At 38.6% G+C, this 19,985-nt stretch carries 21 protein-coding genes; 12 read left to right on the top strand and 9 right to left on the bottom strand.

Annotated elements, in window-relative coordinates:
- Window positions 1-69: 69 nt before the first annotated feature.
- The 3 genes from B0169_RS16720 to B0169_RS16730 all read right to left on the bottom strand — a co-directional run bounded on the left by B0169_RS16720 (window position 70) and on the right by B0169_RS16730 (window position 4,389).
- Window positions 70-2,007 (bottom strand): putative bifunctional diguanylate cyclase/phosphodiesterase, encoded by a 1,938-nt coding sequence (locus B0169_RS16720; RefSeq protein ID WP_235838615.1) that lies wholly within the window; start codon window positions 2,005-2,007, stop codon window positions 70-72.
- A 173-nt stretch (window positions 2,008-2,180) separates the two neighbouring features.
- Entirely contained in the window at window positions 2,181-3,308 is a 1,128-nt protein-coding gene (locus B0169_RS16725) for a PilT/PilU family type 4a pilus ATPase (protein WP_077287920.1), read from the bottom strand.
- 37 nt (window positions 3,309-3,345) lie between these two features.
- On the bottom strand, window positions 3,346-4,389 hold the full coding sequence (locus tag B0169_RS16730) for a type IV pilus twitching motility protein PilT (protein WP_077287922.1): 1,044 nt from the start codon (window positions 4,387-4,389) through the stop codon (window positions 3,346-3,348).
- 71 nt (window positions 4,390-4,460) lie between these two features.
- Between B0169_RS16730 and B0169_RS16735 the strand changes: the two genes are divergently transcribed.
- From B0169_RS16735 to tadA, 7 genes are all read left to right on the top strand, one after another.
- Window positions 4,461-5,135: a YggS family pyridoxal phosphate-dependent enzyme gene (locus tag B0169_RS16735; protein ID WP_077287924.1), complete on the top strand. Its 675-nt coding sequence runs from the start codon at window positions 4,461-4,463 to the stop codon at window positions 5,133-5,135.
- A gap of 234 nt (window positions 5,136-5,369) precedes the next feature.
- Window positions 5,370-6,182 carry a pyrroline-5-carboxylate reductase gene (gene proC / locus B0169_RS16740; RefSeq protein WP_077287926.1) on the top strand — a complete coding sequence of 271 codons (813 nt, stop codon included), beginning with the start codon at window positions 5,370-5,372 and terminating at the stop codon, window positions 6,180-6,182.
- 115 nt (window positions 6,183-6,297) lie between these two features.
- The gene (locus tag B0169_RS16745; RefSeq protein WP_077287928.1) at window positions 6,298-6,846 is read left to right on the top strand and encodes a YggT family protein; all 549 of its coding nucleotides are present in this window, start codon (window positions 6,298-6,300) and stop codon (window positions 6,844-6,846) included.
- A gap of 59 nt (window positions 6,847-6,905) precedes the next feature.
- Window positions 6,906-7,346: a DUF4426 domain-containing protein gene (locus B0169_RS16750; protein ID WP_077287930.1), complete on the top strand. Its 441-nt coding sequence runs from the start codon at window positions 6,906-6,908 to the stop codon at window positions 7,344-7,346.
- Between the two features lie 255 nt (window positions 7,347-7,601).
- Window positions 7,602-8,225: an XTP/dITP diphosphatase gene (locus tag B0169_RS16755; RefSeq protein ID WP_077287932.1), complete on the top strand. Its 624-nt coding sequence runs from the start codon at window positions 7,602-7,604 to the stop codon at window positions 8,223-8,225.
- Window positions 8,226-9,371 (top strand): radical SAM family heme chaperone HemW, encoded by a 1,146-nt coding sequence (hemW, locus tag B0169_RS16760; protein WP_077287934.1) that lies wholly within the window; start codon window positions 8,226-8,228, stop codon window positions 9,369-9,371. It begins immediately after the preceding gene.
- A 54-nt stretch (window positions 9,372-9,425) separates the two neighbouring features.
- Entirely contained in the window at window positions 9,426-9,956 is a 531-nt protein-coding gene (gene tadA / locus B0169_RS16765) for a tRNA adenosine(34) deaminase TadA (RefSeq protein ID WP_268875731.1), read from the top strand.
- A gap of 104 nt (window positions 9,957-10,060) precedes the next feature.
- Here tadA and B0169_RS16770 read toward each other — a convergent pair whose 3' ends face one another.
- Entirely contained in the window at window positions 10,061-10,957 is an 897-nt protein-coding gene (locus B0169_RS16770; protein ID WP_077288052.1) for a LysR family transcriptional regulator, read from the bottom strand.
- A 240-nt stretch (window positions 10,958-11,197) separates the two neighbouring features.
- Between B0169_RS16770 and B0169_RS16775 the strand changes: the two genes are divergently transcribed.
- Together B0169_RS16775 and B0169_RS16780 are read left to right on the top strand one after the other, a co-directional pair.
- Entirely contained in the window at window positions 11,198-11,875 is a 678-nt protein-coding gene (locus B0169_RS16775) for a glutathione S-transferase family protein (protein ID WP_077288054.1), read from the top strand.
- A gap of 144 nt (window positions 11,876-12,019) precedes the next feature.
- Complete coding sequence (locus B0169_RS16780) at window positions 12,020-13,147, top strand: zinc-binding dehydrogenase (protein ID WP_077288056.1); 1,128 nt, start codon at window positions 12,020-12,022, stop codon at window positions 13,145-13,147.
- 444 nt (window positions 13,148-13,591) lie between these two features.
- Here the strand turns inward: B0169_RS16780 and B0169_RS16785 are convergent, their stop codons facing one another.
- Entirely contained in the window at window positions 13,592-15,910 is a 2,319-nt protein-coding gene (locus tag B0169_RS16785; protein WP_235838616.1) for a diguanylate cyclase, read from the bottom strand.
- Between the two features lie 686 nt (window positions 15,911-16,596).
- Here B0169_RS16785 and B0169_RS16790 point away from each other — a divergent pair.
- Together B0169_RS16790 and B0169_RS16795 are read left to right on the top strand one after the other, a co-directional pair.
- On the top strand, window positions 16,597-16,878 hold the full coding sequence (locus B0169_RS16790; RefSeq protein WP_179143624.1) for a hypothetical protein: 282 nt from the start codon (window positions 16,597-16,599) through the stop codon (window positions 16,876-16,878).
- 34 nt (window positions 16,879-16,912) lie between these two features.
- Window positions 16,913-17,284, top strand: a complete 372-nt coding sequence (locus B0169_RS16795; protein WP_143323582.1) for a hypothetical protein — start codon at window positions 16,913-16,915, stop codon at window positions 17,282-17,284.
- 429 nt (window positions 17,285-17,713) lie between these two features.
- Here the strand turns inward: B0169_RS16795 and B0169_RS16800 are convergent, their stop codons facing one another.
- Together B0169_RS16800 and B0169_RS19660 are read right to left on the bottom strand one after the other, a co-directional pair.
- Window positions 17,714-18,130 carry a VOC family protein gene (locus B0169_RS16800; RefSeq protein ID WP_077288062.1) on the bottom strand — a complete coding sequence of 139 codons (417 nt, stop codon included), beginning with the start codon at window positions 18,128-18,130 and terminating at the stop codon, window positions 17,714-17,716.
- A 44-nt stretch (window positions 18,131-18,174) separates the two neighbouring features.
- Window positions 18,175-18,306 (bottom strand): hypothetical protein, encoded by a 132-nt coding sequence (locus B0169_RS19660; RefSeq protein ID WP_268875732.1) that lies wholly within the window; start codon window positions 18,304-18,306, stop codon window positions 18,175-18,177.
- 99 nt (window positions 18,307-18,405) lie between these two features.
- On the opposite strand from B0169_RS19660, the gene soxR reads away from it, so the two are divergent.
- Entirely contained in the window at window positions 18,406-18,855 is a 450-nt protein-coding gene (gene soxR, locus B0169_RS16805; RefSeq protein WP_077288068.1) for a redox-sensitive transcriptional activator SoxR, read from the top strand.
- A 38-nt stretch (window positions 18,856-18,893) separates the two neighbouring features.
- Here the strand turns inward: soxR and B0169_RS16810 are convergent, their stop codons facing one another.
- Both B0169_RS16810 and B0169_RS16815 read right to left on the bottom strand, forming a co-directional pair.
- The gene (locus tag B0169_RS16810) at window positions 18,894-19,274 is read right to left on the bottom strand and encodes a hypothetical protein (protein ID WP_077288069.1); all 381 of its coding nucleotides are present in this window, start codon (window positions 19,272-19,274) and stop codon (window positions 18,894-18,896) included.
- A 22-nt stretch (window positions 19,275-19,296) separates the two neighbouring features.
- Complete coding sequence (locus B0169_RS16815) at window positions 19,297-19,782, bottom strand: MarR family winged helix-turn-helix transcriptional regulator (protein WP_077288070.1); 486 nt, start codon at window positions 19,780-19,782, stop codon at window positions 19,297-19,299.
- Window positions 19,783-19,985 lie beyond the last annotated feature (203 nt).

Below are 19,985 nucleotides of genomic sequence, written 5' to 3' on the forward strand. Positions count from 1 at the left end.
CCTTAAAAGAATATATTGGTTGCAGAATGCTTAATAGTGTTGATTTCATAAACTATGAATAAATAAAATCTAACTATTATACTCCATGTAATCGGCAATATGACTGTGCTCTAACGGTTTAGAAAAATAATAACCTTGTAGCATTTCTATGCCTAAGGCTGACAGTTGTTCCACTTGCTCTTGAGTTTCTACTCCCTCGGCAATGACAGCATAATCAAGTTTTACCGCCATCTGTTTTACTGCTTCAATAATAGCCATGCCACCACTATCAAGCATATTGACGAAAGAGCGATCTATTTTTATGGTATTAGCGGCTAGATCTTGAATCACAGACAAAGATGAATATTCTGTACCAAAATCATCAATTGACACTTGAACACCGAGAACTTGCAATGTTTTTATACAGTTAAGGATCACTTCTTTGTCGTGTGAAAATATCGACTCTGTGATTTCAATGGTCAGCTTTTCTGCAGCAAGTTGCGCTGTTTCTAGCGCAGACTTAACAATGTTAATAAAATTTGCATCATGCAATTGTAGCACTGAAACATTAACACTTACTGATGGTTGCTGCTCTTTACTTAGTGCTAACCAACCCGCTGCGGCTAAACAAGATTGCTGTAATACCCAAGTACCTATATCACTGATTAAACCGTACTGTTCGGCAATGGTAATAAACTCATCTGGCGGAACATTTTCACCATTAAAGTCCCAACGTAAAAGTGCTTCAAAGGCAATGATTTTATGAGATGTCGACTGCACTATCGGTTGATAAACCATACGAAATTGTTGTTTTTCTATTGCTTCAGCTAAGCCCATTTTGAGCTGATTTTCACGAGAGATGCGCAAACCAATTTCGGTATTAAATACCCCAACTGAATTAGGCTGGCTTTTTTTCTGATAATACATAGCAGTATCTGCCAGTTGAATAAGTTCATTGGCTTTACTCGCATGCTTAGGGTAAAGCGCAATGCCAACGGTTGCGTCAACAGATAAGCGGTTTCCGTCAAAATAGTAATCTTTTGAAATTTCTTCAATCACAGTCGCAGCATAACTAACGGCAGAGTCCTGATCGACTCCGAGATAAGCAATGAGGAACTCATCTCCTCCCCATCGGCATAATAAATGATGCTCGTCTCGTAAATTCTCTAAACGTGCAGCTGTTTTCTTTAAAACTTTATCACCTGTTTCATGTCCTAGCGTGTCATTAATTCTTTTAAAGCCATCTAGATCGACAAATAACAAGGCTATTGGCTTATTATTTTCGATACTGAGCGCTAATTGCGCTTCCAGATTATGCATAAAAGCCGAGCGATTATATAAGCCCGTTAGCGGATCAAGGTTGGATAATTGATATATTTTTTCTGTGCGACGAGCAACTTTTTGCTCCATTTTATTAACAAGTTCGGCATTTTCATTTTTTAAACGAATGGCATTAGATGTAAAGTCAGCTGACTTTTTAGCGGTTGTTACCATAACAAAACTAAAGATAATCCCTAAAAGGCCTAGAATGAGCTTATATTGTTCGGAAGATAGCATTAGCACGATGGAAAAGGGAGCTAATAAAAGTAATGCGTAGCTGATTGCTGTGAACTTATGTGCACCTAATACAGTCGCGGCGCCACCGGCAAAGGCAGAAACAACAATGATCATACATGCGAGTTCTATAATGCTGGCATATTGAGAAAAATAGATACAATATAAACACCACATTGCCGCAGTGAGTAAAGTACCAGTAACAAAGCGAATAATGGCGCGCCGGCCATCATCTTGTTGATTGTTTTCATTTTTGTGCCAATACAGTGCATCAGTAGCTCTGGTCAGCATTAACAACGACATAATACCCCACCAAGTATACTTTTCGGTCTGTATTTCAGGGGTATTAAAACCAAAAACTAACAAAGTAGCGGCAACAAATGTTACAAATACTCCTGCTTTAGCATTGCCATATAACAACTCAGCAATATCTTGATAAGAAGCTTTTTTAAGTGAAGACGGCTTGTGTTCCAAATAACTCTCCTAACGAATATTATGGCTATTCATTGAAATCAAATGTTATTTAACCTTCTAGGGCAACTCAAAGGTCACCAAGATTATGTATTATTAAGCTCACTTTAAATTACTTTATGACAAAGTATTTTTTATTTACAGCGATTTATGACTTTATAGTAGTACATTTATAATCAATACGCTTTTGGTTCCAATCCATCAATGGTGACACCGGATAATGAGCCTGTACCACCTTGCTCATTACTGCGCAGTTTAATCATTAAACGCAAGTCATTGGGTGAATCAGCATGATGTAAAGCATCAGCATAGTTAATAAATCCTTGTTGATACAAATTAAATAAAGCTTGATCAAAAGTTTGCATACCTTGTTCGGTAGACTTTTCCATCACTTCTTTAATACTGCCAACATCACCTTTTTTGATCAATTCAGCGATATATGGCGAGTTCAACAGAATTTCAATCGCCGCTACTCGACCATTTCCATCACGAGTGGGAATTAATTGTTGAGCGACAATACCGCGCAAGTTCAATGCTAAATCAAAAAGTAATTTACCGTGTTGCTCAGCTGGTACTAAATGCATAATACGATCAATAGCTTGATTTGCATTATTAGCATGTAACGTGGCAATACATAAATGCCCTGTTTCAGCAAAACTTAACGCATGTTCCATCGTTTCTTGGTTGCGAATTTCGCCAATCAAAATTACATCTGGCGCTTGGCGTAAAGAGCTTTTGAGTGCGGCGTCAAAGCTTTCAGTATCAAGCCCTACCTCACGTTGCGTCACCATACACTTGTCGTGCTCATGAACAAATTCAACCGGGTCTTCAATGGTTAAAATATGTCCACGAGAGTTTTTATTGCGATAACCAATTAATGCTGCCATCGACGTTGATTTACCGGTTCCTGTACCACCAACAAATAAAACTAAACCACGTTTTGACATCACAACATCTTTGAGTACAGAAGGCAGCCCAAGCTCGTCTGCTTCAGGGATTTCAGTAACAATACGACGAATAACCATCCCCGCCATATCACGCTGCCAAAATGCCGAAACACGAAATCGCCCGATACCGTCAATTGAAATAGCAAAGTTACATTCTTTGTCTTCATCAAACTCGCGCTTTTGTTTTTCTGACATTGCATCATGTACTAAACCTAACGCTTGCTCAGCCGAAAGTACGTTGTCATCAATAGCAACAAGTTCGCCATTAATTTTTGCACTAACGGCTAACTTAGCTGTAACAAACATATCTGATGCTTCATGTTGCACCATCTTTTGTAATAAATCATGAAAATTCATTTGGTTACCTTTTAATTTAATTCGGAACTAGCTGGAACTAGTAACCCATAAATTGGCTTTTATCTTGCGCTTTTTCCATCGCATCTTGTTTCGTAATAATGCCGCGGTTGACTAAATTTTGTAAACATTGATCCATCGTTTGCATACCATGTGACATACCGGTTTGAATAGCAGAATACATTTGGGCAATTTTATCTTCACGGATCAGATTACGAATTGCAGGTACGCCCATCATAATTTCATGAGCAGCTACGCGCCCGCCTCCGACTTTTTTGATCAAAGTTTGCGATATAACGGCACGTAAAGACTCTGAAAGCATTGAGCGCACCATTGCTTTTTCTTCACCTGGGAAAACATCTATAATACGGTCAATAGTTTTAGGGGCAGAAGTGGTATGCAAGGTACCAAAAACTAAGTGGCCCGTTTCCGCCGCAGTCATTGCTAAACGAATAGTTTCAAGATCTCGCATTTCACCAACCAAAATTACATCAGGGTCTTCACGTAAAGCCGAGCGTAATGCGGCACTAAAGCTCAAGGTATCACGATGAACTTCACGTTGATTTATCAAACAAGAATGATTTTCATGGACAAATTCAATTGGATCTTCAATGGTTAAGATATGATCATGTTTATTTTTGTTAATATGATCAACCATAGCAGCAAGTGTGGTTGACTTACCTGAGCCTGTAGGTCCCGTAACCAACACTAAACCTCGCGGCAATGAGGATATGTCACGAAAAATATCAGGACAACCTAGGTCATCTAACGATAAAATTTTACTTGGAATGGTACGAAATACCGCAGCAGGCCCACGATTTTGATTAAAAGCATTTACCCTGAAGCGGGCTAGATTTGGCACTTCAAAAGAAAAATCAACCTCTAACTTTTCTTCATACTCTTTTCGTTGACGGTCATTCATAATATCATAGACCAAAGCGTTAACGTCTTTTTCGTCAAATGCCGGTATATTAAGTTTACGTACATCACCATCGACTCGTATAGATGGTGGCGTTCCGGTTGATAAATGTAAATCTGACGCATTGTTTTCTACGCTAAATGCGAGTAGTTCGGTAATGTCCATACAAACCTCTTAATCGAGTTAATAATTGATCTAACAACTGAATAAGTCATTGAGAACTGAAATAAAATAATATGATTGCTATTAAAGATAATATTGCCCAAGTTGAACTGCAAATAACCGCTGCCTGTCAACAGGCTCATCGTAAACCTGATGAAGTCACTTTGCTTGCTGTCAGTAAAACTAAACCCATTGAAATGCTTGAGCAAGCATATCAAGCTGGGCAGCGCCATTTTGGCGAAAGCTATGTACAAGAAGCGGTCGATAAGATAATCGCTTTGCAGGGGAACCCGGATATTACTTGGCACTTTATCGGTCCTATTCAAACCAATAAAACCAAATTAATTGCCAGCCATTTTTCTTGGGTACATAGCATAGATAGAATCAAAGTTGCCAAACGTCTTAACGAGCATAGATCAAATCAAGATACTCCGCTAAACATTTGTTTACAAGTGAATATTAGCGGTGAAATATCTAAATCTGGTGTTTTACCTCATGAGCTTCCAGCACTGCTTGAATTCATCGAAACTTGTGAGCACTTATGCTTACGTGGTTTAATGGCGATTCCAGAAAAAAACGCCTCACAAGCGAGCTTTATGCAAATGCAGCAGCTATTTCTGGCACTTAAAGTGCAGTACCCTACCATGGACACATTATCGATGGGCATGTCGGATGATTTACAACTTGCAATTAACGCCGGTTCGACATTAGTGCGTATTGGTTCAGCAATATTTGGTGCTCGGGGTTAAAACAATCGTCACTATGCATTGCTAAGCTAACATTCGACAAAATAAAGTAATAACTCTAATACAAAAGTCGCCTATCACAAGCCATCACGGCGGTTTACAATTTGTAGCAATCAAACAGACAACATACTTTCATACTAAGCAATGTCAAAAAAGCTTGGTATCACACAATACAGTATTGCTATTTAGCTCACGATTAAATATCAATACTGTTATATAGGAACACATAGGAACATTATGAAAAAAATAGCATTTATCGGCGCAGGCAATATGAACGGCGCAATTATTTCTGGTTTAGTACAAGGCGGATTTGCTCCAAAAAACATCATGGTATCTAACCCATCAGCACCGAAACGTGAGGCTTTGCAATCAACACATGGTATTTTACAAACCTCATGTAATATTGAGGCGGCAAAATTTGCTGATGTGATTGTTTTAGGGGTAAAGCCACACTTTATTGCTGAGGTATGCCAGCAGTTAAATGAAAACTTAGATCTTACCGGTAAATGCTTTATTTCAGTGGCTGCAGGTTGCACTATTAAACAAATAGAACAAGCACTGAATCAACCTTGCACGGTGATCAGAACTATGCCAAATACACCGTCACAGCTTGGCTGTGGTGTTACAGGTATATATGCAAACGCCCTTATCAATGATGAAGAAAAAGCATTTACTACTGCGCTTATGGAGTCTGTTGGTATTATAAAGTGGTTAGATTCAGAGCAGCAAATAGACCATATTATTGCCGTTTCAGGCTCAGGGCCGGCTTATTTTTTCTTGTTTATGGAAGCGATGGAGAAACAAGCGAAAGCCTATGGTTTTAATGAACAAGATAGTCGCGAATTAGTACAACAAACCGCACTAGGTGCTGCTAAAATGGTGGTTGAAAATAAAATATCTATCAGCAAGTTACGTGAAAATGTTTGCTCTAAAGGTGGTACAACACAGGCAGCCATCAGTGCTTTTAGCGAAGGGGGCTTAGAGCAACTAGTTACTCATGCAATGGATACCGCATTGAATCGCGCTAAAGAAATGGCACAAAAAGCTTAATCGTATTACTATTCCTTGCGTAAGAACCTAAGCACCTGAACTCGAGATAAGTAAATTTGCTAGGTATAACGAATACATAACGGTTAAATTCATTATCATAATTTTGGAGTTTTAGATGGAAGCAATTAATTACTTGCTTAAATTTGCTTTTGACGCAGTACTGATGATTTTAGTGCTCCGCGTATGGTTACAACTTGTGCGTGCTGACTTTTATAATCCTTTAAGTCAGTTTATTGTCAAAGTCAGTAACCCTTTGGTCATCCCAATGCGTCGTATTATTCCGGGTCTAGGTGGTGTCGACTTAGCTACCATTGTTTTAGCCTATATTGTTGCAACCCTCACTTTTATTATCATTCCACTGATCAATGCTGGTCCAATCGATATTATTTCTGCATTGTACCTGGGATTAATTTACCTCATCAAACAAACAGGCGTATTGTTGTTCATTGTTATGTTGGTCATGGCACTGATGAGCTGGGTTGTACAAGGTTATAACCCAACACAAATGATTTTCCATCAACTTACCGCGCCTGTGCTAACACCAATTAGACGTATTATCCCAAGTATAGGCGGCCTTGATTTATCGGTGTTAATCGCCTTTTTACTCTTAAATGTACTGAATATTTTATTACGCGGTTGGGTACCTTACTGGGCAATGTTATAACAGCTGTTTTTTAATCGTATATACTTAATTCAAACGACTTAATCATTAAGGTCATAAACATGAAAAACATCATCAATAAGCTGCTAACAGTGGCATTATTAACGTTAGCTGTTATTACAACGGCTAGCGCTGAAAACATGAAAAAAATGGACGATATTAATGTTCATTATATTGCATTAGGCTCAACATTCTTAACCCCTGAAATTGCTAAAGCCTACGGCATTGAGCGCAGTCGTTATAAGGGGCTAGTCAATATTTCGGTATTAGACAACACCCAAAAAGGTAACCCTGCTAAAACAGTTATTATTAATGGTAAAGCGCGTAATGATGTTGGGCAAATAAAGTCGCTTGAGTTTACTGAAGTCGTAGAAGGTGAAGCAGTTTACTACCTCGCCCAAGTCAGTTACAGCAATGAAGAAACCATTTATTTTGACATTAATATTACCGATAAAGGCCAACAGCATAACCTGAAATTTTCGCAAAAGTTTTATGTTGATTAACCCCTGAGTTAAACATTATAAAACTCACTATCGCGGCAATATATTTGCCGCTTTTTATTGCCTGATTTTGTTGCCTTATACCATAGATAATAGCATCAAGACTTAATCAATTTTTTATCAATATGATAGTGCTATAACAAGATAAGTTAGACAGTTGACACTCCCTCTTTGCTGTTGTTTAAGGTATTATGCGCGCCATTGTGATAATTAATCGCTTAATCGCATTTAATTCAGATATTAAAAAAGGTATTTTTTATGACCACTATCGTATTAGCAACCGGCAATCAGGGTAAAGTTAAAGAGTTGGCAAGTTTATTAGCTGAACAAAATATTGAAATCAAGCCGCAGAGCGAATTCAATGTACCTGACGTTGCAGAAACTGGTACTACATTTGTTGAAAATGCCATTATCAAAGCACGCCATGCGGCTAAAATTACCGGCATGCCTGCTATCGCAGATGACTCTGGTTTAGAAGTTGACGCCCTTAATGGTGCTCCTGGCGTTTATTCTGCTCGTTATGCAGGTGAAAACGCTAGCGATGAAGATAACACTAATAAACTGCTAGCAGCATTAGAAAATGTTGCCGATGAAAACCGCACAGCACGTTTCCATTGTGTTTTGGTTTATATGCGCCATGAAAATGATCCAACGCCATTGATTTGCCATGGTGTTTGGCAAGGCAGCATTGGCCGTGAAAAACTTGGAGAGCAAGGCTTTGGCTATGATCCCGTTTTTTGGCAAGCGGATCATATGATGACCTCCGCACAATTACCCAGAGCATTAAAAAATCAGCTCAGCCATCGTGGTCAAGCGTTACAACAACTCGTGCCACTATTGAGCAAAGAGCTGGCTAAAAATTTGATTGAAGAAAATACGTAAATGTTAATTGCCCCGCCGCTATCGTTATATATTCACATACCTTGGTGTGTAGAAAAATGTCCTTATTGTGACTTTAATTCACACGCATTAAAGCATGCGATCCCTGAGCAAGACTATATCACGCAACTCCTGCTCGATTTAGACAGTGATATCGCGCGCTTTAATCTCAGCAACAGGCCATTGCATTCAATATTTATTGGTGGCGGTACACCGAGTTTATTTTCAGCGCCAGCCATCGAGCAATTGCTAACGCAAGTATTACAACGCTTTGAGCATAAAGCAGATATTGAAATAACCTTAGAAGCAAACCCTGGCACTGTTGAAGCCGATAAATTTATAGGCTTTTTTAATGGTGGCGTGTCTCGTTTATCAGTTGGTGTGCAAAGCTTTGCATCAGATAAATTAATAAAGCTAGGTCGTATTCACGATAGCCAACAAGCCAAAACGGCTGCTAACCTTGCCAGTGAATGTGGTGTTAAAAGTTTCAATCTTGATTTAATGCACGGTTTGCCGGATCAAAGTGTTGAGCATGCGCTTGATGACTTAAAAACTGCAATCAGTTTAAATCCAACGCATATTTCTTGGTATCAACTTACCATTGAACCCAATACTGCGTTTCATTCAAAACCACCAAAACTGCCGCAAGATGAAATATTATGGAATATTCAAGACCAAGGTATTGCCCTACTTAATCAAGCTGGCTATCAACAATATGAAATATCGGCCTACAGCAAGCCAGAATATCAATGTCAGCATAACCTAAATTATTGGCAGTTTGGCGATTACTTAGGCATTGGCTGCGGTGCGCATGGCAAAGTCACTGATCTGGATAATCAAAAAATCTTCCGTACGGTAAAAGTAAAACACCCTAAGGGCTATTTAGATACCAGCAGAGAGGCGCTTGATAAACTCCACACCGTGACAGCCCAAGAGCTGCCTTTTGAATACATGATGAATCGCTTACGATTGTTTTCTGGCTTTGCGCTTGATGATTATCAAGCCTACACCGGTTTAAATATTGATACTGTATTACCAACATTACAGCAAGCTCAAGCTAAAGGCCTGATGCAATTCGATGGCGAGCTTTGGTCGGTCAGTAAATTAGGTCATAGGTACTTAAATGATTTATTGGAAATGTTTTTATAACTTATGAGTGACGACAACCTGCCTGCTAAGTCTGAGCTGTTGATAGAATCCGATGTGTCAAAAAACACAAAGTTTTCGAGTGATGATGAAACATTTATGCGTCGTGCTATGGCATTGGCCGATTTAGCACAAAGCCACAACGAAATCCCCGTCGGCGCTGTGCTGGTGCATAACGGTAAAATTATTGGCGAAGGCTTTAATCAATCTATCATGAATAATGACCCATCAGCTCATGCGGAAATGATGGCGATTCGTGATGCCGGTAAAAACATCGCAAATTATCGCCTACTCGACTGTACCTTATACGTAACGCTTGAGCCTTGTTGCATGTGTGCAGGCTTATTAGTGCATAGCCGCATAAAACAGTTAGTGTTTGCCAGTAAAGATTTAAAAACTGGCGCGGCGGGCAGCGCGTTCGCATTATTAAATCATCAACAACACAATCATCAAGTTAAAGTTAAATCAGGACTGTTCGCTGAAGAGTGCAGTACTATGCTATCAGCTTTTTTTAAACGCCGTAGAGCCGAAAAAAAAGCCGAAAAGCGAGCAAAAAGAATGATGTTATCTGAACCAAATAAAGCATAACAACATGCTTAAATTAACTTACGCACTACAGCTATAATTCAATCGACACCATGAAATTCAACGGCTAAGACTTACTAACCTTAACCGTGTTTTCACGGCTGCTATCACTTTATTTTTTCAACTAAAAAGTCTACTGCCGCTTTTACTTTTGGTACTAAATAACGCTGTTTTTGATATAACAAATAAACTGCCATATCAGAATTTTGCGTTATGGCTAGCTCATGCTCAAACTGCAACTGTTGTAATTGTCCTGACTCAAGATATGCCGCTAGTGCCCATCGGGTCGACATTAAAATGCCTTCGCCATTACAGGCTTTTTTCGCTAGCCATGACCCGTTATTTGAAATGGCTATCGCTGGCCCTGAAACATCATGCCATTGCCCATTCATATTACATAACCAAGGCGTTGGCCCTGATGGCGTTTTAAAATAAATCCCATGGTGCTCTTTTAATTCCATAACATTGCTAGGTACGCCGTATTTTTCTAAATAACTTGGTGCCGCAACAGGAATAAAGCCATTGTCCATGAGTTTTATCGCTAACACGCGCTCATTAGGTGCGTAACCTCCACGAATAGCAATATCGACATCATCACGCCCTAGGGTTGATAGTTCATCGCTTAAGCTGATATCCAAGACAATTTCAGGGTATAACGCGCTGAACTCATCTAACAAAGGGAGTAATATTTTTTCTCCAAAGCCGACCATCGAACTAATAGATAAGCGACCCATTGGCGTTGTTTGATAACTACGCACTGTTTCATTACTTTGCTCTAGTTGACTTAATATTTGTTGAATGTCGTTGTAATAAATTTGTCCCACTTCTGTCAGCTTAACAATGCGAGTTGAACGTTTTAATAAGGTTGCTCCCAAGCTTTTTTCGAGATCAGCAACACGTCTCGATAAAGAAGATGGCGGCACATTTAATGCACTTGCCGCTTTGGTAAAACTCCCGGTTTCAACGACTTTGCTGAAGTAGCGTATTGCACGTAGTTGATCCAACTTATTGCTCCGTTAATTTAATACTTGATTAGCTCGCCTTATTATTGCCTTAAAAGCAATAGTGATTCGCATTTTCTCTTATATATAAGCAAATTGAAACAAGTAATAATACCCTTAACATAACAAACTTGCTGTTATAGCAAGATAATAGAAGCGGGAATTTTAATTGTATTTTTGGCGACTAGATATGCCTCGACACAGCTAAACAAAACGTTTACAGCAATGATGGAAAACTAACTTATGATGACTTTACACGGTTTTGCCGCTAGCAATTATTACAACCTAGTGAAACATGCACTGCTATACAAAGAGTTGCCATTTAAAGAAAACCTGATTTACCCTAGTAGTGAAGCATTATTAGCAATTAGCCCAGCAGGAAAAGTACCTATTCTTACCACTCTTGATGGCTTGAATATTTCAGAGTCGAGTGTTATTTGTGACTTTATCGAAGAAACTTATCCTGAAATAGCACTTTATCCAGCAAACGCCAGTGAACGTGCCACTGTGCGCCAAATCATGAAAATGGCAGAGCTTTACTTTGAGCTGCCAAGCAGACGCCTAATACCTTATGCACTTTCAGGTACTGAAGCGCCAGAATCAGTTAAAGCTGAGGTACGCCAAGTATTAGCACGTGGCATTACCGGTTTAAATCGCTTATGTCAGTTTTCACCTTGGGTTGCAGGCGAGCAATTTACCATGGCTGACATCTATCTTTACTATGTCAACACAATTGTTAGCGCTTTTGGTTCTAGTCAACTTAACTGGGATGTACTGGCAGAAGTAGCTGGAATGAAGTCATGGAACGATAGCATGAGCCAATCGGCCATTGCTCAAAAAGTAGAAGCCGATCGCCAAGCAAACATGCCTGAGTTTATGCAGAAAGTGACCGCTCAGATCCAAGCAGCGAATGCAGTGTAGCGTTTGCTTGTAAAACAAGCGGCATCATGACAGGTAAAATACGCAGCATAAAAATTACTATTTTTTATTCAAATGACCAACAAAGTACAGTCAATATAATCAACATATTGGCTCATAAATTTACTATTTGCAGGAGCAAACATTATGACAGAATCAAATATCCAACTAACTTCAACAATCAATGAAGACAATAAATTAACACTTGCCCTACAAAACATCGACATACCCAAACCTAGTGCTGATGAAGTGGTTATTCGTATTGAAGCCGCCCCACTTAATCCATCAGACTTAGCTGTGCTTTTCAGTGTTGCAGATATGACAACAGCCAAGCAATCAGGTAGTGCGCAAAGCCCTGTGATCACGGCAGATGTTCCAGCTAAGTTTATGCCTGCGGTTAAAACGCGTGTTGGCAAAGCAATACCTGTCGGTAATGAAGGAGCAGGAACTGTTATAGCGGCAGGTTCATCACCTGCAGCGCAAGCATTAATGGGTAAAACCGTGGCCGTAATTGGTGGTGGTACTTATCGTCAATATATTGCTGCCAACGTGCAAAGCTGTTTACCATTAAAGGCAGGCACCACGGCAAAAGAAGGTGCATCTTCTTTTGTTAATCCGCTTACGGCATTAGCTATGGTTGAAACTATGCGTGCTGAAGGTCATAAAGCCATTATTCATGCCGCGGCTGCATCAAACCTTGGTCAAATGTTAAATCGTATTTGTCTTGCTGATGGCGTTGATTTAATTAACATTGTCCGTAAAACCGAACAAGAAACATTATTACGTGATATGGGGGCAAAGTATGTTGTGAATTCAAGTAGTGATAGTTTTCTTGCTGACTTAACCGCAGCAATTATTGAAACCGGTGCTACGATTGCATTTGACCCTATTGGTGGTGGCAAACTGACAAGTGATATTCTTAATTGTATGGAAGTAGCTGCGTCTCGAGATATGAAAGAGCACAGTGTTTATGGCTCTGATACCTTCAAACAAGTGTATATTTATGGTGCGTTAGACCGTGGCCCTATTACATTAAATCGTAACTTTGGTTTTGCATGGGGTGTTAATGGTTTCTTACTATTCAATGCGTTAGGTAAGTTAGACACCAAAACAGTTATAGCAATGCGCAAACGTGTTGCAGATGAAATCACAACAACATTTGCTAGTCACTACACTCATGAAGTGTCATTAGCAGAGGTATTACAATTACAGTCGATGGCAGCTTACTCTAAACAAGCAACGGGTGAAAAGTACTTGATCACTCCTCAACGTTAATTGCCTATCAAGGTTGAGGTCTGGTAAATAAATCGACGATTAACCTACCTACAAGCAGATACTGCAATCAGTATCTGCTTTTTTATATAATGAAAAATATATAAAAAAACTGTTCCTGAAGTTTTTTTATATTAACTTTTCGATGTTAGTTTTGTTGGCGTTGGCTTTGTTGATATTAGTTTTGTTGTTGACAGTAAATTTGTTAGCCAGTATTTGTTACTCAATATTTGTTGTCAATGATAAGCCATATAATATGCGTTTGAGCTATATATACCCCCGCTAACACGAGCTTATTTTAAAACTTTATTGACGGACTAGCCGAGGCTTTATTTTACTGCCTTTGTTAGATGATTTCTGCATCGATGTAAAGTGCCATTGATACGGCCTAAACTCAGTCAACCCATCGATATGACACCAATGATTAACCTTATATTTTTAAGCAAATTAGAGCGCTTGATCCCACAACGTGACTTGATTACGACCCTGTGATTTTGATTTATAGAGCGCGGTATCGGCTTGATCGATCAGCTCCGCAGGATCTTTCGCGCCAAAGCTGATAGACGTTACACCAAAACTAGACGTGACTGAAACACCATCAAAACTCGTTTGTGCTATTTTACTGCGCATTTTTTCAGCGATTACCATAGCTTGCTTTTGATTGACCTTGTGCAAAACAATACAAAACTCTTCGCCACCAAACCTTGCGACAATATCATTTTGTCGCACACAACTTTGCAGTGTTTCTACTACACCTTTAAGCACTACATCACCCATGTTGTGACCATGATTATTATTAACGTCTTTAAAGTGATCTATGTCAGCCAAAATAATGCAGTATTCGTCAAGCAACTCTATATCAGCAAAATTTTGCTTCATCAACTTGAATAAAACACGACGATTATAACACTCGGTCAAAGGATCACGTGCCGCAAGATAGCCGAGCTTTTTATTAAGCTTACTTGAAGCGATAAACCGACGGTAAATAAAGGCAATGATTAAAACACAGCTGATCAGAAGTAAGGTTAAGGCAATGCTGGCATATTTATTTTTAATGAGCTGTAACTCAGTAATCATTTTAGCTTGAGTTGATATTTCAATTTCATTATTTTTTCTCGCTAAGTCAAGTGCATCTAGCCTAGCTTTTTCTCTTAATGACTCCAGCTCCACTTCCATTTTATGAGAGTGCAAGTTTGCTTTTGCTAGCGTAAGCTGGTTATCTTCATTTTCCTTTTGAATAACCTCAAGAAGTAAAAGCTCTTTTTCTGCATAGTTTAATGCTGATAAAAAATGTCCTCGAAATTTTTCTGCCGCTCTAAAGTGGCGATAGGCATATAACATTTGGTGCTTATCACCAACAATACTTGAAAGTCTCAATGACTCTTTTAGTAGGCGAATGGCTTCATTGATATCTACTTCAATTAGCGCATGAGCAAGCGGGTTTAATGCTTTTATTTGGTGTATATTACTGTTTGCGCTCACCGCTAACGCTAAAGACTCTTTGTAATAAGTGACCGCTTTACTGTTTTCTTGTTGTTCGCGATAGATATTACCCATAATTCTAGCTGTGATTGATTGGTTTTCTGTTTGGTTATTTCGCTTATATATTTCATAAGCTTTTTTGGCCATTTTCATAGCCACTTCATACTGACCCGAGTCTAAATTAATAACCGCTAGCTCTCTCAATGCTGAAGCAAGTGTTTTATCTTCAACTTTGCCTTCAGGTAAGTTTAATGTCTGCTGATAGAATGATTTTGCCTCGTCATACTGTTTTAGCCGAGTATAAAGCAGTCCTATTTGGTTTGAAGTTTTTGCAATGCCAAGTGAATCCTTAACCTTTTTATAATATAGGTGCGCTTGATGAATATGCGTAAGAGATTTTTCATAGCGACCAATATGTCGGTATATGATACCTGCACCTAATAAGGCTTTAGCGTAACCGTTCGGGTCATCAAGCTCTTTATGCAACGCTAACCCTTGCATGGAGTAATCAAGCGAAGTCACTAAGTTACCTAAATAACGTTCTGCCTCTGCAATAGTATTTAGGGTGCGGGCCATCAGTTTTTTATTTTGTAACTCGGTAAATACCTTCAATGCTTTTTTATAAAAATACGCTGTTTGTTCTCTATTTTTTAAACGCTTGTATGACTGTGCAATAACTTTATAAGTCTCGCCAAGGCTGTGCTGTACTTTTGTAGTTTTATTTAACAAGTACTTGGTGGCTTGAGTGTAATATACAACAGCATCTTGATAGTGCTTTTGTTGATAATAGCTGTAGCCCTTCTTGATCAAGAGTTCAGCTATAAGAAAGTCATCGCTGTGTTGCTTTGCTAGCGGTAATAATTCATTAATTGTTTCGTCTGCTACACGATAACGTTTCTCAGCTATCAATAACTCAATATAAGTCATCGCAGAGCTTATTTGGTTACTTATATCATTGATACTTCTGTACATAAGTACTGATTGCGAGAGGTGAAATAATGACAGATCGAGGTTTTTATTTTGTCGAGCTATAACGCCTAATAATGTGTGTGCTTGTGCGCTTAGTGAGTGCTGATTGTTACGTTCAGCTCGCTGTAATACCTCTGTAGCTAGCTGAATAGCTATTTTTTGATCAATAAGCTTAAGTGTCTCGGCCTTTTGTAAAAGCTCAGCATCAGAAAGATCGACTACTTTAGATGGAGTGTCAAAAGTCTGAACGTTTTCTTCATTTGAATAAGTGCTAATAGAGGAAAAAACAAAGATGAGAAGCAGTAAAACTCGCATTAACCAGTGCCTGATAAAAGTATGTAACATAGTGAAGAAAGCCTTAAGATAAGAAACACGCCTAAACAACAGCTATCTAAGTTTCCATTTAATCGCATATGTTATTACTTAAAAATCGCGCTAGTTTTAATTTTGGAAAATTCCAAAGTGCCATAATAGCTAAATTATATCTCTATGGTTAACTCGGTCAAGTGCTAATCAATCCAGGCAGAAGCTAAAACAGGTATAACGTAATGAATTCAGGGTAAAATGCGATGATAATAAGGGCTATAAATTAAGTGCATCAATTGTTTCTTTGTATCAGTAGCATCACAAACAGAGTTTTCACATTTGATGACAGCTAAGGGGTAATAAACAACGGTTGCGCTATCCATGTTGACTCAGGGGCTTTTACTTTTCTTCAATGTTCATCGTTGGCGGCTTAAGTCATACCTACGGCAAGCGTAAAAAATCGCCTCTCACGTTACTACATTAATCGGTATTGTATTTGTATGATGTCGTCCTTAATTTGGCTTTTCTGATAGTTTTACTATTGAAAAATGATGTTGTTGCTAAATCAACGGTTGAAACTTCACTATAACTCTCCTATAACGAGGGGGTTAAAAGGAAAAATGGCAATTATCTAGCACTTCGCATGCGAATGCCTAACTATATTGTCACTAATTTTACTGTGCAGGAGGTACATTATGAAGTTTAAAAGGTTTCAGCCATACAAAAATATAGCTTTAATACTATTAGTGAGTGTTTTTCTGGTAAGTTGTGCATCTCAACCGCCAGCAAATGCCTACGATCCTCCGGGCTTCTTTATGGGGGTGTTGCATGGTTTCTGTATTTTATTCAGTTTAATTGCGAGTGTATTTACCGATATTAGAATTTATTCTTTTCCTAACACTGGTGGTTGGTATGATTTTGGTTATTTTATAGGGGCTAGTATATTTCTCGGGGGTAGTGGTGCAAGTTCAAACTAGTGCTAAAAATAATTTAATGCTTAAAGGGAAACTCGTGTTTGATCGAATCAAGGAAACGATGTCCAAAGGTGTTTGGCATTCATTAGCTGTCATCATCGTCATGCTTGTTGCTGGGCCCGAAGTCATGATGAGTATCGAGCTTATGGCAATGGTTGAGTTACTGGGCGCTTCAACATTTGTATTAATGTACGCTTCGGGGCTAAAGTTATTTTTTGCTAAGATTATGGTTAACTACAACAAGTTTGAACGCTATTCTATTTTTTTTGTTCCTTGTTTTAGCGTATTACGGCAAATGCCTTCTTTAGTGATTCATGTAATACCTGAACGTACACTGATCATCAGCGGCCTTAGCTTTATTACTGTCGCGATGTCATGTAGTTATATTAGCTATTTTTTAGGCATATAACGTAGTTAAGTGACTGAGCAATAAGAAGTCGTTTCTTGCTCATTAACAGCAAACAACTTATCAAAGGAGTTCATCATGTTAATAGGTATGAGTTTCACTTAAAAAGCAAAACTAAAGCAAAAGCAAAAGCAAAAACGTTGTGAGCGATGTGGGCAATACTTTCCTAAGTCCTTAGATGAATGTATCCATTGCTCTGTGCTGACCAGCTCATAATTGGCGAGATTTAAAGCTGAACATCAAGAGACACTTCAGCATAATTCTACTCTTGGGAAATACCTTTTATACGCGGCAGGGTTTATAGCTTTGTTATTGCTGCTCAGTTACTTATAGCGCTAAACTAAATTTAAAGTGACGAAGATTATGGTTTTTTCGCATTTAGTAGGCAAACCGCTTGAGCGGTTATACCCGAGGTAGCCCTTTTTGACAAAATCAATAAGCGTTCCTTTGCTCGAAATCTTCTGTTAAATATTCAACAAATTCAATTTCATAGCCGTCTGTATCAACAAAGTAAGTATTGTGACGAACGCCTGGGGCACCATCACCTTGCTTACCCAAAAAACCCGCAACCTTTAGACGTTGCGTTATTTGTGCTAACTCGTTAGTCACGAACGCAAAATGGCTTAGACCCACTTGAAATTTACGATTATCACGAATATTACTTTCACCATGATCGCTAAAAGCGAGGTAAATATCATCATCGCCAAAATGCAACCAGCGCCTTGGTTTACCATACCATGTTGACTGCCCTTCTCCTCTGATACGCCAATGTGGAAAAGCAGCCTGATAAAATGCTAATGCGGGTGAAATATCTTTTACAACTAAATTTAAATGTTCTAAATACAACATGATAACTCCTCTTATGATTCTTTTATTTTTAATAGACTAAGTCGTTACTTATTTAATAACGTCGCAGAGTAAATCTCTAACGTGCGAGAAATAACCTTTGCAGCAAAATTACTTGTCTCTGTTTGCCCTAGGTTTTTTGAATGTTTTTTCGGATAACTTTTTAGTAAAGCTTTCATTGCCTTGCTCCTTTGCGTTAATCTGGGTACAAGCATAAAACCTCAAGCTAACTTGAGGTAAAGCATTACTTTCAATAAATTATAAAAAAGAAGAGATCTATGCTCGAGGAAGCTAAGTTAAGTGTTGGACAAGTTGCCAAACGCTGCGGCGTAAAAATATCAACTTTACATTTTTACGAACAAATAGGTTTAATCAAAAGTCTACGTAATCAAGGCAATCAACGGCGCTACAAACGTGAAGTATTAAGGCGTATTTCAGTCATAAAAGCCGCTCAAAAAATGGGCGTAACGTTAGAAGAGGTAAAAGTCGCCTTTGCCAATTTACCGGATAAAAGAACACCAACCAAAGATGATTGGCAGCAGTTGTCTCGCTTCTGGCAGCAAGGATTAAATCAGAAAATAGCTTATTTAGAAAAACTGAGAGATTCACTTGATGGTTGTATCGGTTGCGGGTGCCTTTCCATGAAAAGCTGCCCGATATATAACCCTGAAGATATCTTAGCCAGTGAAAATACTGGCCCGGTATTGCTCGAAAGAGATAATAATTAATCGTTGACTTTGCTCCCTACGGTTAACTAAAAAAGAACTTACAACTGTGTTAATAACCAATTTCGAGCATCTTGTAAGTTATAAAACTCTTGGCGATTTTTTAATTGCAGCACTGCCGGCTGAGCATTTTTTACAATTTCAACCTGAATTTTGTGATTATATGCCATTGCCCGAGCTAAACAATTTTGCCGGTTTAACCACAAAATATGCTGGTTTGATACTTTATGCGCATCAGGTGTACTACCTTCATAAGCAGTACAGTCAAATAATAAACCGAAACCTTGCCCATTAAAACTATCGACTAGTGCTTCTATTTGCAAACAAACAGCCTGGGTTGCAAGATCATTAAACATACCAATTAAGGTAACTTTTATCATGCTGCCTTCAAGTTCGACTGTATAAGTGCCGTGCTCAACCATATCCTTAAATCAACTCCTCGTTTTAACTTTGCTGACTTTTTTTATACCAACGTAGTAACTCTTTTTGATCTGCAGGAATCTCTAGGCCTTGGTTAACAAATGATAAAGCTTGTTGGGCTAACAGTTGCTCAGCTTTCGCTTCTATCTTAGTTAAACATTGATAGAATACTTGCTTTTCATCATCATTTAAAACGCTTTCCAGTGCTTGAGCACGAGGCTCTAAAGCATTAATTAGCTGCTTGTATAAGTCAACGCCAAGAGCTGTTAAGGTTAAATACTTAATATTTTTACTGACTGAGTCAGGTTTCGCCTCGATCAATTTTTTCGTTAAAAGCACTTTAACCGCGCGGCTAACCGTAGAAGAGTCGAGTCGAGATTGATAAGCAATATCTGCTGACTTAATCGGCATATATGAGCCAATATTAAGTAATACTCGCATTTCTCTCGGTTCTAAATTCGATAGGCTACGAATACTCAAATCACGATTAAGTGCCAGTAAATTACTCACAATTGCTACACGATAGGGTAAATGTTCGGATAGGTTTAATGGTTCATCAACTAAGTTAGTTAGATTAAACGCTTGTTCTCTCGCTGAAGTAGAAATAATGACACCTTAAATTATCAGTAAAATCATCGAAAAATCACTTTACCTCGCAGCTAAAGTTGATACAAGTCATATCCTTATATTTTCAATGCCACTTACATTTTAAA

The organism is Cognaticolwellia aestuarii (assembly GCF_002000025.1).
GTDB classification, from domain to species: domain Bacteria; phylum Pseudomonadota; class Gammaproteobacteria; order Enterobacterales; family Alteromonadaceae; genus Cognaticolwellia; species Cognaticolwellia aestuarii.

Bases quoted from the DNA above. Each gene is read 5' to 3' on its own strand.
- B0169_RS16755 (WP_077287932.1), top strand. From the start codon at position 7,602: ATGACCACTATCGTATTAGCAACCGGCAATCAGGGTAAAGTTAAAGAG.
- B0169_RS16775 (WP_077288054.1), top strand. From the start codon at position 11,198: ATGATGACTTTACACGGTTTTGCCGCTAGCAATTATTACAACCTAGTG.
- B0169_RS16790 (WP_179143624.1), top strand. From the start codon at position 16,597: ATGAAGTTTAAAAGGTTTCAGCCATACAAAAATATAGCTTTAATACTA.
- soxR (WP_077288068.1), top strand. From the start codon at position 18,406: ATGCTCGAGGAAGCTAAGTTAAGTGTTGGACAAGTTGCCAAACGCTGC.
- hemW (WP_077287934.1), top strand. From the start codon at position 8,226: ATGTTAATTGCCCCGCCGCTATCGTTATATATTCACATACCTTGGTGT.
- B0169_RS16750 (WP_077287930.1), top strand. From the start codon at position 6,906: ATGAAAAACATCATCAATAAGCTGCTAACAGTGGCATTATTAACGTTA.
- B0169_RS16735 (WP_077287924.1), top strand. From the start codon at position 4,461: ATGATTGCTATTAAAGATAATATTGCCCAAGTTGAACTGCAAATAACC.
- B0169_RS16780 (WP_077288056.1), top strand. From the start codon at position 12,020: ATGACAGAATCAAATATCCAACTAACTTCAACAATCAATGAAGACAAT.
- proC (WP_077287926.1), top strand. From the start codon at position 5,370: ATGAAAAAAATAGCATTTATCGGCGCAGGCAATATGAACGGCGCAATT.
- B0169_RS16730 (WP_077287922.1), bottom strand. From the start codon at position 4,389: ATGGACATTACCGAACTACTCGCATTTAGCGTAGAAAACAATGCGTCA.
- B0169_RS16745 (WP_077287928.1), top strand. From the start codon at position 6,298: ATGGAAGCAATTAATTACTTGCTTAAATTTGCTTTTGACGCAGTACTG.
- B0169_RS16800 (WP_077288062.1), bottom strand. From the start codon at position 18,130: ATGTTGTATTTAGAACATTTAAATTTAGTTGTAAAAGATATTTCACCC.
- B0169_RS16810 (WP_077288069.1), bottom strand. From the start codon at position 19,274: ATGGTTGAGCACGGCACTTATACAGTCGAACTTGAAGGCAGCATGATA.
- B0169_RS16725 (WP_077287920.1), bottom strand. From the start codon at position 3,308: ATGAATTTTCATGATTTATTACAAAAGATGGTGCAACATGAAGCATCA.
- B0169_RS16785 (WP_235838616.1), bottom strand. From the start codon at position 15,910: ATGCGAGTTTTACTGCTTCTCATCTTTGTTTTTTCCTCTATTAGCACT.
- B0169_RS19660 (WP_268875732.1), bottom strand. From the start codon at position 18,306: ATGAAAGCTTTACTAAAAAGTTATCCGAAAAAACATTCAAAAAACCTA.